The sequence below is a fragment of the Mycobacterium sp. UM_CSW genome, from assembly GCF_000455205.1.
Classification (GTDB): Bacteria; Actinomycetota; Actinomycetes; order Mycobacteriales; family Mycobacteriaceae; genus Mycobacterium.
This window is the reverse complement of record NZ_AUWQ01000060.1, coordinates 18765-34290: the sequence shown is the minus strand read 5'-3', so window position 1 is coordinate 34290 and position 15526 is coordinate 18765. Positions and strand designations below refer to the sequence as shown.

The window sequence follows — 15526 nt, the reverse complement described above, 5'->3', positions numbered from 1 at the left end:
GATCAAACGGGTTCGTCGTCGTCGGTGTCGCGGAGGAATCGTTCGGGGTGGTGAAAGCTGTTGGTGCGGGGTTGGCCGTGGTCGAGGTGGGGTGGGGGGATCCATTCGGTTTCGCCTCGGGCGTTGGTGCGGGTGGTCCAGCCTTGTTCGGCGAGGCGGTTGTCGGGTCCGCAGGCCAGGGTGAGGTCGTCGATGTCGGTGCGGTGGGTGGTTGTCCAGCCTTGGATGTGGTGGACCTGGCTGTGGTAGGCCGGGGCGTCGCAGCCGGGTTTGGTGCAGCCGCGATCGCGGGCGTAGAGCATGATGCGTTGTGCCGGTGAGGCGAGGCGTTTGGTGTGGTAGAGCGCCAGCGGCTTGGCGTCATCGAAGATCGCCAGGTAATGGTGGGCGTGGCCGGCCCAGCGGATGACGTCGGACATCGGCACCAGGGTGCCGCCGCCGGTCAGGGCCTTGCCGGTGGCGGCCTCGAGCTCTTTGAGTGTGGTCATCACGACGATCGACACCGGTAGGCCGTTGTGGCTGCCCAACTCGCCCGAGGCGAACAGGGCGCGCAGGCCCGCGAGGAAGGCGTCGTGGTTGCGCTGAGCCTGGGATCGGGTGTCGCGGCGCACCGCCTCCTCGTCCGGTATCGCATCCACCACGGGGATCTCGTCGTCGGGGTTGCAGACGCCGGGCGCGGCCAGCTTGGCCAGCATCGCCTCGATCGCGGCGCGCAACTCCGGGGTGATCAGGCCGCTGATGCGTGACATGCCGTCGAATTCCTGGTTGCCCAACACGATGCCGCGCTTGCGGGCCCGCTCGGCGTCGCTGAACTCGCCGTCGGGGTGCAGCCAGTCCATGATCCGTTTGGCGTATTTGGCCAGCTCGTCGGGGCGATAGTCGCGGGCCTTGCCGGCCAGATCGGCCTCGGCGGCCTCCCGGGTGCCCAGGTCGATTTCGGCGGGCAGGTGAGCGAAAAAGCTGCGGATCACCCGCACGTGGGTGTCGCCGATGCGCCCGTCGCGGACCGCGGCGGCCGTCGCGCTCAGCTGCGGCGCCAACGCCTCCCCGGTCAACGCCCGACGCTCCCCCAGATCCTCGGCTTCGTCGATGCGCCGAGACGCCTCAGCCTTCGTGATGCGCAGCCGGTCGGCCAGCGCGCCGCGCAGGGTGCCGCCGAGTTCTTCTGGGCCGGATTGGGCGGTGAGTTGGTTGATCAGCGTGTGCTGCGGGGCGCGCAGCCGCCGCGCCGCAGCCTCCACCCGCTCGAGAACCCGCAACCGCTCCGGGGTGGTGAGCGCGTCAAAAGACAAGTCGCACAGGCGTTTCACGTCATGATCGAGCGCGTCGAAAACCTCGACGATCTCCTCACGACTGCTCGCACTCATACCCCGAATCGTACGAACACCCACCGACAACAAACCCCGCCCTGTGACCACTGAAACCAAAGTGACACAGGGGTTTACGAAGTCCCGGCGGCCCATTCCTTCGCGCGGTCAAACTCGTCGAGCCCGAACACGGCGAGCTCGCCGGGCATCATCCACGCCACCGCGTGCATGACGTGGCCGACCCAGTCCTTGTCGGAAACCACGGCGATCCGCTTGAAGTCCGAGTAATGCGTGAAAAGCGCGCCGAACCCGAGCTTGAGGTCTTCGGCGAACCCGCCCGGCCCGAAGCCCTCGTAGTCGGGCGCGATGACCTCGACGATCCTGATCTCGCCGTTCTGCAGCATCTTTTCCATCTCGGGTTTGAAGTGGCGCAGCTCGTTGCCGCGCAGCCGGCCCGACACCCGGATGCCGGTCACGCCCTGCGGCATGTCCTCCAACACTTCGATCATCGATTCTCCTCACGGACAACAATCACGGGAACTTTCGCCGACTGCGCCACGGCGGAGCTCACCGACCCGAGCAGCATCCCGGGAAATCCGCCGCGACCGCGGCTGCCGACCACGACCAGCTGGGCGTGCTCGGACTCCTTGAGCAACCAGTGGGATGGCTTGTCGCAGAAGAGCAATCGCTCGACGCGCACGTCCGGATACCGTTCCTGCCAGCCGGCCAGGCGTTCGGCGAGGATCTCCTGCCCCTCGCGCTCGCGGTCGCGCCAGTCCATCCCCAGCACCGGAAACACCCCCACGTCGCTCCACACGTGCAGCGCGCGCAGCCCGACGCCGCGGCGCGCTGCCTCGTCGAAGGCCAGGACCGTCGCCGCCTCCGACGCGGGCGATCCGTCGATGCCCAGCAGCACCGGCGCGTCGGCGGCGGCGGCCGTCCCATCGGAGTGGATGACCGCAACCGGGCAGTGCGCGTAGTGCACCAATCCCGTGGTGACCGACCCCAACAGCAGCCGGCCCATCGCGCCCAGGCCCTGGCTGCCCGCGACGACCATCCACGCGTCCCTGGAGGCCTCGACCAGCGCCGGCACCACGCCGGAATACACCACCTCGGTGCGTATTTCGGGTGGCGCGGCCCCCGCTAGGGCGGCGGTCAGCGTCTTGTGGGCCTGATCGATGACGTGCCGCGCGTCGTCGTGTTGCCACTCGGGCATCTCGTCGTACAGTCGGCCCACCGGCCAGCCGACGACCACCGGTGCGACGGCGTGCATCAGAGTGAGGGGCAGGTCGCGCATGATGGCCTCGCGCGCACCCCAGGCGACGGCGGCATCGGATGCCGGCGACCCGTCGACCGAGACGAGTACCCCGAATTCACGTGTCACGCCGGGCATTTCGCGTCCTCATCGCCGAGGTCGGGCAGCTCGATCTCGAGGTGACGGACGGATCCGTACTGCGCCGGCTCGCAGCGCCAGCCGAGGTCGAACACGACCATCAGCATGAGATGGTTCTCGCCGAGGACGTCGGCGACGAAGTGCCCGATTCCCTGGGCCTGAGCGACCCGCGCCAGGTGTTTGAGCAAGGCCGTTCCCACGCCGAGCGAATGATCTTCATGCGCAACCACTATCGCGAACTCGGCCGCTTTCGGATGCTCGCGCACGACGGTGTAGTTCGCCACACCGATCAGCCGGTCCGCGTCGAATGCCCCGAGGGCGTATCGGCCGTCGGCGGGTTGGGTCAGCTTGTCGACGACTTCGTCGAGCTGGACCGGCTGCAGCGTGAAGAAGCGGTAGTAGCGGTCGTGATCGCTGAGGTGTTGATGCAGCGCCATGACGGCCTGCGCGTCGCCGCCGGTGAGGGGGCGTAACGACACGACGCGTCCGTCGAGCAGCCGGGCCGTACCCGCGGAGCCCACCGCCTGATCGCTCATGATTCACGACGTTATTCGGATTCGGCACCACCCGGCAGGGCCGTTAGACCCCAGCCCGTTAGTCGTCGGTCAGCGGGGCGATCCAGTGGACGCGCGTGCCACCCTCCGGCGGATTGGTGACCTCGCAGGTGCCGCCGAGTTGTTCGGCGCGGTACTTCATGTTGGCCAGCCCACTGTTACGCGTGTTGTCGTTGGGGATCCCGCAGCCGTTGTCGCTGACGTCGAGGATGAACATGTCGGCGACATCGACCTCAACCGTCAGCCGGGACGCCCCCGAGTGGCGAAGGGCATTGCTGACCGCTTCCGCGGCGACCGCCTCGGCGTGCTCGGCGAGTTCGCCGCTGACCGCGGTCATCGGGCCGTGCAGGCGCATCGTGGTGACGATCTCGCGATTCTCGGTGAGGTCGGCAACCACCTGTTGGATCCGCTGCCGGAAGTCGGCGCCCTTTCCCAACGGCGATTTGAGCTGGAAGATCGTCGTCCGGATCTCCTCGATGATGGTCTGCAGATCGTCGAGGGTGCGGTTGAGCCGCTCGGCCACCTCCGGGGAGCGGGCCCGGGCAAGCGTGCCCTGCAGGTCCATGCCGGTGGCGAACAGCCGCTGGATGACGTGGTCGTGCAGGTCGTGGGCGATGCGCTCGCGCTCGGCGACGATGGTCAGCTGGCGCGAGTCGTCCCGGGCGGCGGCCAGGACCAGGGCTATCGCGGCGTGGGTGGCGAAATCGCTGACCAGGTCGAGGTAGCTCTCGTCGAACGGCGGCTGGTCGGCGCCGCGGGCGATCGCGATGACGCCGGCGACCTGGTCGTCGGTGCGTAGCGGCATCAGTATCGCGGGGCGCTGTCCGACATCGGTGAACGCCTGGATCGGGTACTGCAAGGACTCGGTGATTATCGGTTGGCCGGTTCGGAAGACCTCGCCGCTGGTGGAACCGTTGACCGGGACCTGGCGGCCCATCACGTCGTCGGCGTTAACCCCCACCGAAGCTGCCACCACCAGCGTGTCGACCTCGTCGTACGGCAGGTCGGCGTCGGCCGGGACCAGCACGATCGCCTGTTCGGCGCCGGTCAGGGTGCGCGCGCGTTCGGCGATCAACTGCAGTGGGCGCCGGTGCGGCTCGGTGCTAGACAGCAGCGCGGTCGTGATCTCGCGGCTCGCCTCCATCCACTTCACCGACAGCCGCTCGCGCTCGAAGAGCTGGGCGTTGTCGATGCTGGCCGCGGCCGCGAACGCGAGTGCGCGGGCGGCGACCTCGTCGGACTCGGAGAACACCCGCGCCGGGTCGACGTGGGTCAGGTAGATGTTGCCGAACACGATCCCGCGGATGGTGATCGGCACCGCGAGGAAGGCACGCATGGGCGGGTGATGCTCGGGGAACCCGGCGGCGGCCGGATGCGCGCCCAGGTCGTCCACGCGCAGGGCCGGTGTGTCGAGCAGCGACAGGCTCAGCAGGCCCTTGCCCACCGGCAGGGGCCCGATGCGTTCGACGGTCTCGGGGTCCATGCCCTCGTGGATGAACCTCAGCAGGGTGCCGTCGGGGTCGCGGATGGCGAGCGCGCCGTAGGGGGCCGAGGTCAGTTCCCTGGCCGCGGCGATGATCCGGTGCAGCGTCGCGTCAAGGTCGTCGACGTTCGCGCCGATCTCGACGAACACGCGCAGCAGCTGTTCCATTTGATCGCGGGCCGCCAGCAACTCGTCCAGCTGCGCGTGCATTCTGCTGACCAGCCCACGCTGGCCCAGCCCGGCTAACGCCGAGCCGCGTTCGTCGCCGCCGGTCACCCGACCTCATACCTCCACGACAACCTGGCCAAGAGGCAGCTTGCGTAGGGCAAACAGCGAGTATCTACGGAACGCGAGATGCCGCAGCCAGCTTAACCCTAAGAGGTCGGGCACCCAACCCGGCGAGCCGCGCGCGCAGCCGCCCTCAGCAAAGCGGTTCGGGCCGCCGGCTAGTCCCGCGGCGGTTCTGTCGATGTGTGCGGCCTGCCGGACCGCTGGTCCAGCTTGGAGGCGAACACGGCAGCCTGCGTCCGGCGCTCCATGCCCAGTTTGGCCAGCAATCGCGACACGTAGTTCTTCACCGTCTTTTCGGCAAGAAACATCCGGGCGGCGATCTGCCGGTTGGTCAGACCTTCGCTGAGCAGCCCGAGCAGCGTCCGCTCCTGTTCGGTCAGCCCGGAGAGCGGGTCTTCGCGTTCGGTCGTCCCGCGAAGCTTCGCCATCAGCGCGGCGGCGGCACGGTTGTCCAGGAGGGATTTACCGGCGCCGACCTCTTTGATCGCGTGGGCCAGCTCCATGCCTTTGATGTCCTTGACGACGTAGCCACTGGCGCCGGCCAGGATCGCCTCCAGCATCGCCTCGTCGGAAGTGAATGACGTCAACATCAGGCACCGCAGGTCCGGATGGTCGGAGACCAGGTCGCGGCACAGTTCGATTCCGTTGCCGTCGGGGAGGCGCACGTCGAGGACGGCGACGTCGGGCTGCAAGGCCGGTATGCGCGCCTTCGCCTCCGACACGGATCCGGCCTCGCCGACAATTTCCAGTTCGGGGTCCGACGCGAGCAGATCGGCAAGACCGCGCCGCACGACCTCATGGTCATCGACGAGGAAAACCTTGACCATCAAGAGCCCTTTCTTACGCGACCGACTCTCAATATCGCATGTTTTCATTATCGCCCGCGTCATAAGTGCTGCTGATTGACGACCAACAGCGAACAGTCGGCGTCCTGCAGCACCGCGCTGCCGGCCGGTCCGACGAGTTCCCTCAGCTGCCGGCGGTCGCGGGCGCCGGCGATCACCAGGCCTACCGAGCCGCGGTTGTAGGCCAAATACTCGAGCAGCCCGCCGTGCACGGCCACCGACTCGACCCGCAGATCCGGATACTGCCGCGTCCAGCGGGCCAGCCGGCGATCCAGGTCGGCGAGGGCCCGCCGATCGCCGTCTCGGTCGTCCGGCCCCTTCTCGTCCGGCGCGGTCCGGCGGCAGATGATCGCCCGGATGGCGGCGTTGCGCAGCCGGGCCTCCGCGGCGGCGGCGCCCAGCAAGACGCCGTTGTCGGGCGACCCGTCCAGCTCGACGACGATCCCGTCGGGGCGGTGCGGGTGGTCGTCGCGGGCGCGGATGATGCCGACCGGGCAGCGCGCCGACATCGCCAAGGCCGCGGCGGTGGAACCCACCCGGCCCGGCCGGAAGTGACGCAATCCGACCGCGCCGACGCACACCATGCCCGCCGCCGCCGACGCGCTGATCAAGCAGCCGATCGCCGGGCCCTGGACCACCTCGGTTTCGATCTTCACCGGCTTGCCCGCGGCCTCAATTGCCTTGACCGCCTGGCGAATTGCCGCCTGGCCGGCGGCCTGATCGGTTTGGTCAGTGCCATCCTGTTCGGTCGCGCACACGAGCCGCAGGGGGGCGTCACGGCTCACCGCCTCGTCGAGCGCCCAGAGCGCCGCGCGGATCGCCGCCTTCGAGCCGTCGATGCCGACGACGATCGACTGCGGCGTAGCCAATTCGTTCACGGACTGTCCTCTAATGGCGGACCACGAGGACGGAACAGTCGGGATAGCCCACGATCGGGTGGCAGTTCGGCGTGGACAGCCCGGCGATCTCGAGGGCGTCGGCACTGCCGACGACAGCCAATTGGGGAGCCAACTGGGGAGCCAGTCCGACGGCGCCGCCCTGCCTCTCACCGGTTTTCGCGCCGGTGCCCGCGGCGACCGTCTGTACGTGCACGTCCGGATAGCGCCTGACCCAGCTGTTCAGTCGCCGATCGATCTGTCGGACGGTCGCGTGGCGGCGCCGGCCCTGCTCCATGGCCTGGTGCACGACTTCGTCGTTGTCCGGCTCGTCGTTGAGCACGACGGCGATCACGCCCAGCTCGGTCGGCGAGCCGTCCGGATTGGTGCGGATGATCGCGACCGGGCATTGCGCCTCGGCGACCAACGTGGTGGCCGTCGGCCCCAGCAGGCCGTCGGACGCCCACCCGCGCCTGGAGGTGCCCACGCAAACCAAGGCCGCGTCCCGCGATTCGTCGACCAGCACTTTGCCGGGATCGCCTGAGAGGATTGCCGTTTCGACCTCAACCGGCTTTTTCGCCTGTTGGACGGCGCACTCCGCTCGGGACAGGGCCATCTCGGCGCGCTCCAGCTCCCACTCGGAGAGCGGCTCCGACCCCGTGTCCCGGCGAGGGGTGACGTAGACGAGGCGCATCGGCAGCTGCCGGCTCAGCGCCTCATCGACCGTCCACTTGGCGGCGTTAACCGCGGCTTGTGAGCCGTTGACGCCCACTACCACCGACTTGGCGTCCAGCTGGTTCATGTCGGCTCCTGACTCTTCAAATTTCAGGCTATTGCCGCGCCGGTCGTTGCAGAGGGGTCGTTAGGCCTTATCTGGGTAGCCGTTCGTCATTTGCGATATCGCAGGGTTCCGCCGATTGGGCGAACAGCTTCTCCACGTCCGCGCGAAGGCAGGCGGCGGTGCCGGGCGTCATCAGCATCGCCGCGCCCGCCGCGATGCCCAGCCGGACGGCCTTGACCAGCGGCCAGCCGCGAGAGAGCCCGACCGTGATGGCCGCGACCATCGCATCGCCGGCCCCCACGCCGCTCCCGCCGGGCATCGGAATGGCCGAAAAGCGTTGGCTGGCATGGGCCGTCGCGAGCAGCGCGCCCTTTGACCCCAGGGACACCAGCACCGCTTCCGCGCGACCGCTGTCGACGAGCTGGTGTGCGGCGGCGAGTTGTTCGGCCTCGGTTTCCAGGGGGCGGCCGACGCATTCCCGCAGCTCTCGGACGCTGGCCTTGAGGAGGAACACGCCGGAGGAGACGTGTCGCAGGCCGCCGCCGGAGGTGTCCAGGATCAGCCGGGCGCCGACGTGGCCGCACATGTCGGCGACCCGCTGGTAGAAGTCGGTGGTCACGCCCGGCGGCAGGCTGCCGCTCGCCACCACGAATTCGGCCGACTTCGCCACCATCCGCAGCTGTTCGAGGCAGTGCGCCTGTTCGCGCAGCGTCAGTTGCGGCCCCGGCAGGACGAAGCGGTACTGGCGGCCGCTGCTGGTCTCGTTGACGGTGAAGCTCTCGCGCGTGGCCGCGCCGATCGGGACTTGCCAAAACGGCACGCCCTCGTCGGCGAGCAGCCGCGCGATCAGGCCACCGGTCGTCCCGCCGGCGGGAAAGACCGCCAGCACCGACCCGCCGAGCTCGTGCGCGATGTGCGCGACGTTGATGCCGCCACCGCCCGGGTCGTAACGGGTTTCGGCGCAGCGCAATTTGTCCGTCGGACGCACGACGTCGACGCTCGTCGTGATGTCCAGCGCCGGGTTCATGGTCAGCGTGACGATTTGGGGTCGGCTCCCAGGCGGCCGCGACGGCGTCTGCATGGTCGTTGACTCCGCTCGTTGTGGTCGGAATTACCAGAACTGAACATTTGTGGCAGTGACGACTCCATCCGACCAATAGGGCGTTGCCCGCGGTAGGGACGGAAGTCCCGGCGTGGCGGGCCGTTCGTCGGCTCCGACCTCGTCAGCTGGAAAGCCGGGCCCGAGCAGCGATGTAGGCCATCACCCGATCGAGGATGAGGTCGTATGTGTCGCCGTCCTCGACGAGACGGTCCAACCCCTCGCGGCGAAGGAAGCCGTCGAGCCGTCGGTCCAGCGGCCAATCCGCATAGGTGTCGTCCGCGTACGGCGACCGCAGGAACTGCCACGCGAGCGTGTCGACGTCACCGTCGGTCAGCAGCGGTGGACCGCTTGGCAGAGAGGACATTTCAATTCCTGTTGCCCGCCGTGCGCGCCTGACCCGCGATGGCCGCCTGCATGGCGGCGAACCGCGACCGCGCCCGCTTGTCGGCGGCTCGCTGCTCGGCCGCCGTGACGACGATCGCGTCGGGGCCCGGGAACACCGTCGCCCGTTCGTCGGTGTCGAGCCACCGAACCTGGTATGGCGGCTCGCCTTCCGCCGACCGCACCCCGGTGATCAACCCGCGCACATCCCGGCGTCCGATGGTGCCGCCCTTGATCACCAGCCAGTCCCCGACCTTAGCCTTCATCGCCAGCCTTCATCGCCGGATCTCCAACACGTCGCCCAAGGGCCGCCGCGGTGTCGGCTCGGGGGTCAACTCCCCCTCGGGTTCGATGCCGACGCGGATCAAAATCTGGGGAACCGCGGCGGGCCGGCTCGTCAGATCGGAGATGACGTCGCGACTGGATTGCAGTTCCGTGAGGTGCGTTACCGGGCAGGTGGCCAGGCCGGCCATCGTGCACTCCAGCAGGATCGCCGAAAGCGCCTCGCCGCAATTGAGGGCATCGACCCGCGCGTCCCCGGGTGTGGACAGCACCACGATTTTCGCTTCGTCGTAGGTGCCGGCGGAGCCGCTTTCGTCGGACGGGTCGATGGGGAACCGGCGGTTGACGTCGACCCGTCGGGCGTCCGACTCCGCGGCCAGCGCGCCCTCGGGGATCCCTTCCGCCTCGCGCAATGGCGATGTCCACCAAAGCAATTCGTGCTGGTAAGAATCGTCGTAGCGGCGCAGCTCATCGGTAAGCCGGGACGCCTCGGCCAACCGCGGTCGCGCATCGTCGTTCAGCACATCGAGCGTCACCAGCTCGTCGTCGATTGAGCTGCGCAATACGGCTTCCAGCGACGGCCAGTGCCTCGGCGCGCGAAACGGCAGCCGGTTGGTCCGGCGACGCGGTATCGCGTCGGCGCGATCCCGCCTGGCCTGCGCCACATAGTCGAGGGAGGCGAAGTCGGCCGAGGCGAGGTGGTCAAGATTGTTCGGGTTGGGGAACTGATCGACGTTGGTGTCCCAGCCGACCGCGGCCATCGCGACCCGAAAATGATCGAGCGCGGCACCGCAGCTGATGATCGCCTCGCGACCCGACCTGTCGGTGGCTGTGACCGTTCGGTGCGGGTCGACGAACAGGTCGACGCTCGCCTTGTGCACCACCCAGCGCCAGGGCTGAATGTTGTGCAGCGACGGTGCGCGGCACGCCACCTCCACCGCGCTGGTGATCACGCCGGTATCCACCGTCGTCTGGGTCATTGCGCACGCTCACTTCCTGTCCCACGTCGACCCTCGGGCATGCGCGCGTTCCGCCACCAGGGTCCTTGGTCCCCGGGTGGGCGGCGCCGGTCCATTGATGACTTTCGTCTCTATTGCGGCATTGCGGGCCGGGCAAACGATGAACATGCCCAGGCGACAGAGCCGGCCACACCGCTAGGACCCCTCATGGACGTCATCCATAAGACCCCCGACGACTGCGTCGTCCGCCCCAACCTCACCGATTACCAACAAGCGCGCTCGCAGTTTCACTGGTCCGACGTGCCGGCGTTGTGCGAAGGCATGGGACATGGCCGCTGCAACATCGCCTACGCCGCGGTGGACCGGCACGCGGAGGGCCCGACCGCCACCCGGACCGCGTTGCGTTTCGTCCTCGACGCGGGCTGGGACGGCGCGATCACCACGCGCGACCTCAGCTACGCGGACCTCGGCCGGTTCACCAGACGATTCACCAGCGCCCTGCGCTCGCTCGGCATCAGCAAGGGCGACCGCGTGTTCACGATGATGAATCGCTCGCCCGAGCTCTACATCGCGATGTTGGGCGCGCTTCGCAACGGCAGCGTGGTCTCGCCGCTGTTCTCTGCTTTCGGGCCTGAGCCGATCGCGACCCGGGTGAACATCGGGCAGGCCGACGTCCTGGTCACCACCGCGGCGCTCTACCGGCGCAAGATCGCCAAGATCCGCGATCGGCTGCCGTCGGTGCGGTACGTCTTCGTCGTCGACGGGGATGGCCGGGACGAACAGGGGGCCGATCCCCTACCCGGAACGCTCAACTTCTGGCAGTGGGTGGACGCGGCCGACGAGAACGCGCCGATCGAGCCGACTACCGCCGACGACCCCTCACTGCTGCACTTCACCAGCGGCACCACCGGCACCCCGAAGGGCGCCATTCACGTGCACGGCGCCGTCGCGATGCACTATCTCACCGGCCTGTACGCGCTGGATCTGCACCCCGATGACACCTATTGGTGCACAGCGGATCCCGGCTGGGTGACGGGAACCTCGTACGGCATCATCAGCCCGCTGCTGCACGGGGTCACCTCGATCGTCGACGAGGCCGAGTTCGACGCCCAGCGGTGGTATCAAATCCTGCAGGACCAGGGCGTGTCGGTGTGGTACACGGCACCGACCGCGATCCGGATGCTCATCAAGGCGGGCCCGGAACTGCCCGCGCAATACCGCTTTCCGCGCCTGCGGTTCATCGCCAGCGTGGGCGAACCGCTCAACCCCGAGGCCGTGTGGTGGGGAAAGCGGGTGCTGGGCTTGCCCATTCACGACAACTGGTGGCAGACCGAGACGGGCGGCATCATGATCGCCAACACGCCGGCGTTCGACATCAAACCCGGGTCCATGGGCCGGCCGCTGCCCGGCGTGGACGCATTCATCGTGCGCCACAACGACGACGGCACGACCACCGTGGTCGACGAACCCGACGTCGAGGGTGAGCTCGCGCTCAAGCCGGGCTGGCCCTCGATGTTCCGCGGCTACCTGGGTGCCGAGGAGCGCTACCGCAACGCCTTCGCCGACGGCCTCTACCTGAGTGGGGACCTCGCGAAGAAGGACGCCGACGGCTACTTCTGGTTCGTCGGGCGCAAGGACGACGTGATCAAGTCCGCGGGGCATCTGATCGGCCCGTTCGAGGTCGAAAGCGCGCTCACCGATCACCCGGCGGTTGCCGAGGCGGCCGTCATCGGCATACCCGACCCGACCGTCGGCGAAATGGTGAAAGCCTTTGTCACGCTTAAGAACGGCGTAGTCGCCGACGAAGACCTGCGCCGGGAATTGATCGGCCACGCGCGCAAACGACTAGGGGCCACCGTGGCCCCCAAGGAGCTCGAGTTCGTCGACACGCTGCCGCACACCAGCAGCGGCAAGATCATGCGCCGGCTGCTCAAGGCCCGCGAACTCGGGCTGCCCGAGGGCGACACCTCCACCATCGAGAGACAACCGGACCGCCAAGCCGAGGGGGTGCCGTCATGACACGCGCCGGCGACGATGCAGCGCGAAGCGGTGAGGAGGAGCGGCGCCAGACCAGCACCGTGAAGTTGGCCCATGAACTCTTGTCGGACATGGTTCGGGTGCGCCGCATGGAGGAAAAGTGCGCGGAACTGTACAGCGCGGCCAAGATTCGCGGGTTCCTGCATCTCTACGTCGGCGAGGAGGCCGTCGCCGCCGGGTCCCTGCGCGCGCTGGCCGACGACGACGCGGTGGTCGCGACGTACCGCGAGCACGCGCACGCGCTGCTTCGCGGCATCCCGATGACCTCGATCATGGCCGAGATGTTCGGCAAGCAGGAGGGCTGCTCCCGCGGCCGCGGCGGGTCGATGCACCTGTTCGACGCGTCGAAGCGGTTTTACGGCGGCAACGCGATCGTCGCCGGCGGCCTGCCGCTGGCGGTGGGCATCGCGCTGGCCGACTCCATGCTGCAGCAGAAGCGGGTGACGGCCTGCTACTTCGGTGACGGCGCGGTGGCCGAGGGCGCGTTTCACGAGTCGTTGAACATGGCGGCGCTGTGGCACCTGCCGGTGTTGTTCTGTTGCGAGAACAACCTTTACGCGATGGGCACCGCGTTGGAGCGGGCACAGTCGCAGATCGACCTCACCGTCAAGGCGGCGTCCTACCGCGTGCCGACCATGGCCGTCGACGGGATGGATGTCGAGGCCTGCCACGTCGCCGCACAGCAGGGCGTCGATCATGTCCGCGACACCGGCGGACCGTTCTTCATCGAATTCCGCACCTATCGATTCCGGGCCCATTCGATGTTCGACCCCGAGCTGTACCGCGACAAGGGCGAGGTCGAACGGTGGCGTGACCGCGACCCGATCCGGTCGTTCACCGACCGGTGCCTGGACGACGGCACGCTGTCCGCCGAAGACGTTCGGGAGATCGAGGATTCGGCCGTCGCCGAGATCGAAGCCGCGGTGGCCTTCGCCGAGGCGGGCACGTGGGAGGACGTGGCGGATCTCGAACGCGACGTGCTCACACCGACTCCGGAGGAGGCGCGATGAAGACGACCAAGACGACCTACCGGGCCGCCGTTCACGACGCGATCCGCGACGCCCTGCGCGAGGACCCGCGCGTGGTGCTGATGGGTGAGGACGTCGGCCGCTACGGCGGAACCTACGCGGCGTCCAAGGGCCTGCTGGACGAATTCGGACCCGAGCGGGTGCGCGACACGCCGCTGTCGGAGCTGGGCTTCGTCGGGATCGGAATCGGGGCCGCCCTCAACGGATTACGCCCCATCGTCGAAGTCATGACGGTGAACTTCAGCCTGTTGGCGCTCGATCAGATCGTCAACACCGCTGCGGCCCTTCGCCACATGTCGGGCGGGCAGTTCTCGGTCCCGATCGTCGTGCGCATGGCCACGGGCGCCGGACGCCAGCTCGCGGCGCAACACTCGCACAGCCTGGAACCCTGGTACGCCCACATCCCCGGCATCAAGGTGGTGGCCCCGGCCACCATCGAGGATGCCTACGGCATGCTGGGACCGGCGCTGGCCGACCCGGACCCGGTGGTGATCTTCGAACACGTCCAGCTCTACAACACCTCGTCGGACATCGAGACCCTCGGACCCACCGACATCTCCGGAGCGGCCGTTCGCCGCGCCGGCAACGATGTCACCGTGGTGGCCTACGGCGGCTCGCTGTGGAAGGCGCTCGACGCCGCAAACGAGTTGTCGTTGGCCGGAATCGATTGCGAGGTAATTGATCTGCGGGTGTTGCGGCCACTTGACGAGGACACCATCTTGGAATCGGTGCGCAAGACGCATCGGCTGGTCGTCATCGACGAGGCCTGGCGCAGCGGCAGTCTGGCCGCCGAGATCACCGCGCGGGTGGTGGAGGGCGCGTTCTACGACCTCGACGCCCCCATCGCCCGGGTGTGCAGCGCCGAGGTCCCGATGCCGTACGCCAAGCACCTGGAGCAGGCGGCGCTGCCGCAAACCGCGCAGATCGTCGCCGCCGTCCAGGGCCTGTTCGGTGAGCCGCCGCAATGATCGAGTTCAAGATGCCCGCCCTGGGCGCCGACATGGACGAGGGCACGCTCAACGAGTGGCTGGTCAAGCCCGGGGACAAGGTGACGCGCGGCCAGATCGTGGCGGTCGTCGAAACCACCAAGGCCGCCGTGGAAATCGAATGCTGGCAAGAGGGCACGGTCGGCGAACTGCTCGTCCCCGTCGGTGAAACGGTCCAAGTGGGAACCACTTTGGCGACGCTGCTCGCCCCGGGCGAACGGGCGGAAAAGCGGGCCCGGCCCGCCGCCAAACAGCGCCCCGCAGCCAACGGTGACAAACCGGCGGCGGAACGCGCCAAGGCGCCCCTCGGGGCCACTCCCGCCGGCGCCCCGCAGCATCGCCGGTGGGTGTCGCCGGCGGCCCGCCGCCTCGCGATGAGCCTGCACGTCGACATCGACGCGCTGAGCGGGACCGGCCCGCAGGGCGCCGTCATCATCAGCGACGTCGAGCACGCCGCCGCCCACATTCGGCACGCCGCCGCCCAGCAGCCGCAGAAGCCAAAAGAGGAAAAAGCCGCCAAGGCCACACCGGCCGACCGCGCGGCCGCGATGCGCACGTCAATCGCCGCCGCGATGAGCCGGTCGAAGCACGAGATCCCGCACTACTACCTTGCCGACGAGATCGTGCTGGAGAAGTCGCTGACCTGGCTGACCACCCGAAACGCGCAACGCTCCATCGACGAGCGGGTGCTGCCGGCCGTGCTGCTGCTAAAGGCGGTCGGCGTCGCCGCGCAACGCTTCGGCGAGTTCAACGGATTTTGGCGCGACGACGGGTTCGAGCCCGCGAACGGGGTCCACGTCGGCGTCGGGATCTCGCTGCGCGGCGGCGGTCTCGTCGCGCCGGCCATCCACGACGTCCCGGAGAAGAAGCTCGACGAATTGATGGACGACCTCACCGACCTCGTCGCGCGGGCGCGCTCGTTCTCCCTCCGAAGCTCGGAAATGTCCGACCCGACAATCACCGTCACCAACCTCGGCGACAAGGGCGTCGACACGGTCTTCGGCGTCATCTACCCACCGCAGGTGGCGATCGTCGGCTTCGGGCAGCCGGCCCAGCGGGTCTGCGTCATCGACGGCGGAATCCGGGTGATGAGCACCGTGCAGGCGACGCTCGCCGCCGACCATCGCGCGAGCGACGGCCACCGGGGAGCGTTGTTCCTCAGCGCGATCAACGAGCTGCTCCAGCAGCCCGACCTCCTCGAAAAGTGAGGGAAGTGAGTGCA

The 15526-nt window shown here is 68.3% G+C and carries 16 protein-coding genes; 4 read left to right on the top strand and 12 right to left on the bottom strand.

The genetic code is table 11. The features are described from left to right. Nucleotides 1-2: 2 nt before the first annotated feature. The 12 genes from N415_RS20430 to N415_RS20375 all read right to left on the bottom strand — a co-directional run bounded on the left by N415_RS20430 (nt 3) and on the right by N415_RS20375 (nt 10274). Nucleotides 3-1367, bottom strand: coding sequence for an HNH endonuclease signature motif containing protein (locus N415_RS20430; protein ID WP_068186039.1), 1365 nt, complete (start codon nt 1365-1367; stop codon nt 3-5). Nucleotides 1368-1441: 74 nt separating this feature from the next. After that, on the bottom strand, nt 1442-1816 hold the full coding sequence (locus tag N415_RS20425; protein WP_068186037.1) for an STAS/SEC14 domain-containing protein: 375 nt from the start codon (nt 1814-1816) through the stop codon (nt 1442-1444). Next, the gene (locus N415_RS20420) at nt 1813-2700 is read right to left on the bottom strand and encodes a universal stress protein (protein ID WP_068186033.1); all 888 of its coding nucleotides are present in this window, start codon (nt 2698-2700) and stop codon (nt 1813-1815) included. The genes N415_RS20425 and N415_RS20420 overlap by 4 nt, the downstream gene beginning before the upstream one ends. After that, entirely contained in the window at nt 2688-3236 is a 549-nt protein-coding gene (locus N415_RS20415) for a GNAT family N-acetyltransferase (RefSeq protein ID WP_068186030.1), read from the bottom strand. Before N415_RS20415 ends, N415_RS20420 begins: the two co-directional genes overlap by 13 nt. Before the next feature lie 58 nt (nt 3237-3294). Then, a complete protein-coding gene (locus tag N415_RS20410) occupies nt 3295-4947 on the bottom strand; it encodes a GAF domain-containing protein (RefSeq protein WP_068186129.1) in 1653 nt (550 codons plus the stop codon). A gap of 236 nt (nt 4948-5183) precedes the next feature. Beyond that, complete coding sequence (locus N415_RS20405) at nt 5184-5855, bottom strand: response regulator transcription factor (protein ID WP_068186026.1); 672 nt, start codon at nt 5853-5855, stop codon at nt 5184-5186. A 59-nt stretch (nt 5856-5914) separates the two neighbouring features. After that, nucleotides 5915-6751, bottom strand: a complete 837-nt coding sequence (locus N415_RS20400; RefSeq protein ID WP_068186024.1) for a universal stress protein — start codon at nt 6749-6751, stop codon at nt 5915-5917. Nucleotides 6752-6761: 10 nt separating this feature from the next. Then, nucleotides 6762-7550, bottom strand: coding sequence for a universal stress protein (locus N415_RS20395; RefSeq protein ID WP_068186022.1), 789 nt, complete (start codon nt 7548-7550; stop codon nt 6762-6764). A gap of 67 nt (nt 7551-7617) precedes the next feature. Next, a complete protein-coding gene (locus N415_RS20390) occupies nt 7618-8610 on the bottom strand; it encodes a 1-phosphofructokinase family hexose kinase (RefSeq protein WP_068186016.1) in 993 nt (330 codons plus the stop codon). Between the two features lie 142 nt (nt 8611-8752). After that, a complete protein-coding gene (locus tag N415_RS20385; RefSeq protein ID WP_068186011.1) occupies nt 8753-8995 on the bottom strand; it encodes a hypothetical protein in 243 nt (80 codons plus the stop codon). A 1-nt stretch (nt 8996) separates the two neighbouring features. Beyond that, nucleotides 8997-9278, bottom strand: a complete 282-nt coding sequence (locus tag N415_RS31600) for a DUF1918 domain-containing protein (protein WP_068186008.1) — start codon at nt 9276-9278, stop codon at nt 8997-8999. 9 nt (nt 9279-9287) lie between these two features. After that, on the bottom strand, nt 9288-10274 hold the full coding sequence (locus N415_RS20375; RefSeq protein WP_068186007.1) for a nitroreductase family protein: 987 nt from the start codon (nt 10272-10274) through the stop codon (nt 9288-9290). Nucleotides 10275-10460: 186 nt separating this feature from the next. On the opposite strand from N415_RS20375, the gene acsA reads away from it, so the two are divergent. From acsA to N415_RS20355, 4 genes are all read left to right on the top strand, one after another. Next, complete coding sequence (gene acsA, locus N415_RS20370; RefSeq protein WP_068186005.1) at nt 10461-12272, top strand: acetate--CoA ligase; 1812 nt, start codon at nt 10461-10463, stop codon at nt 12270-12272. 89 nt (nt 12273-12361) lie between these two features. Continuing rightward, complete coding sequence (gene pdhA / locus N415_RS20365) at nt 12362-13300, top strand: pyruvate dehydrogenase (acetyl-transferring) E1 component subunit alpha (RefSeq protein ID WP_068186125.1); 939 nt, start codon at nt 12362-12364, stop codon at nt 13298-13300. Continuing rightward, complete coding sequence (locus tag N415_RS20360) at nt 13297-14286, top strand: alpha-ketoacid dehydrogenase subunit beta (protein ID WP_068186002.1); 990 nt, start codon at nt 13297-13299, stop codon at nt 14284-14286. Before pdhA ends, N415_RS20360 begins: the two co-directional genes overlap by 4 nt. Then, complete coding sequence (locus N415_RS20355; protein WP_068185997.1) at nt 14283-15512, top strand: dihydrolipoamide acetyltransferase family protein; 1230 nt, start codon at nt 14283-14285, stop codon at nt 15510-15512. Before N415_RS20360 ends, N415_RS20355 begins: the two co-directional genes overlap by 4 nt. Nucleotides 15513-15526: the final 14 nt, after the last annotated feature.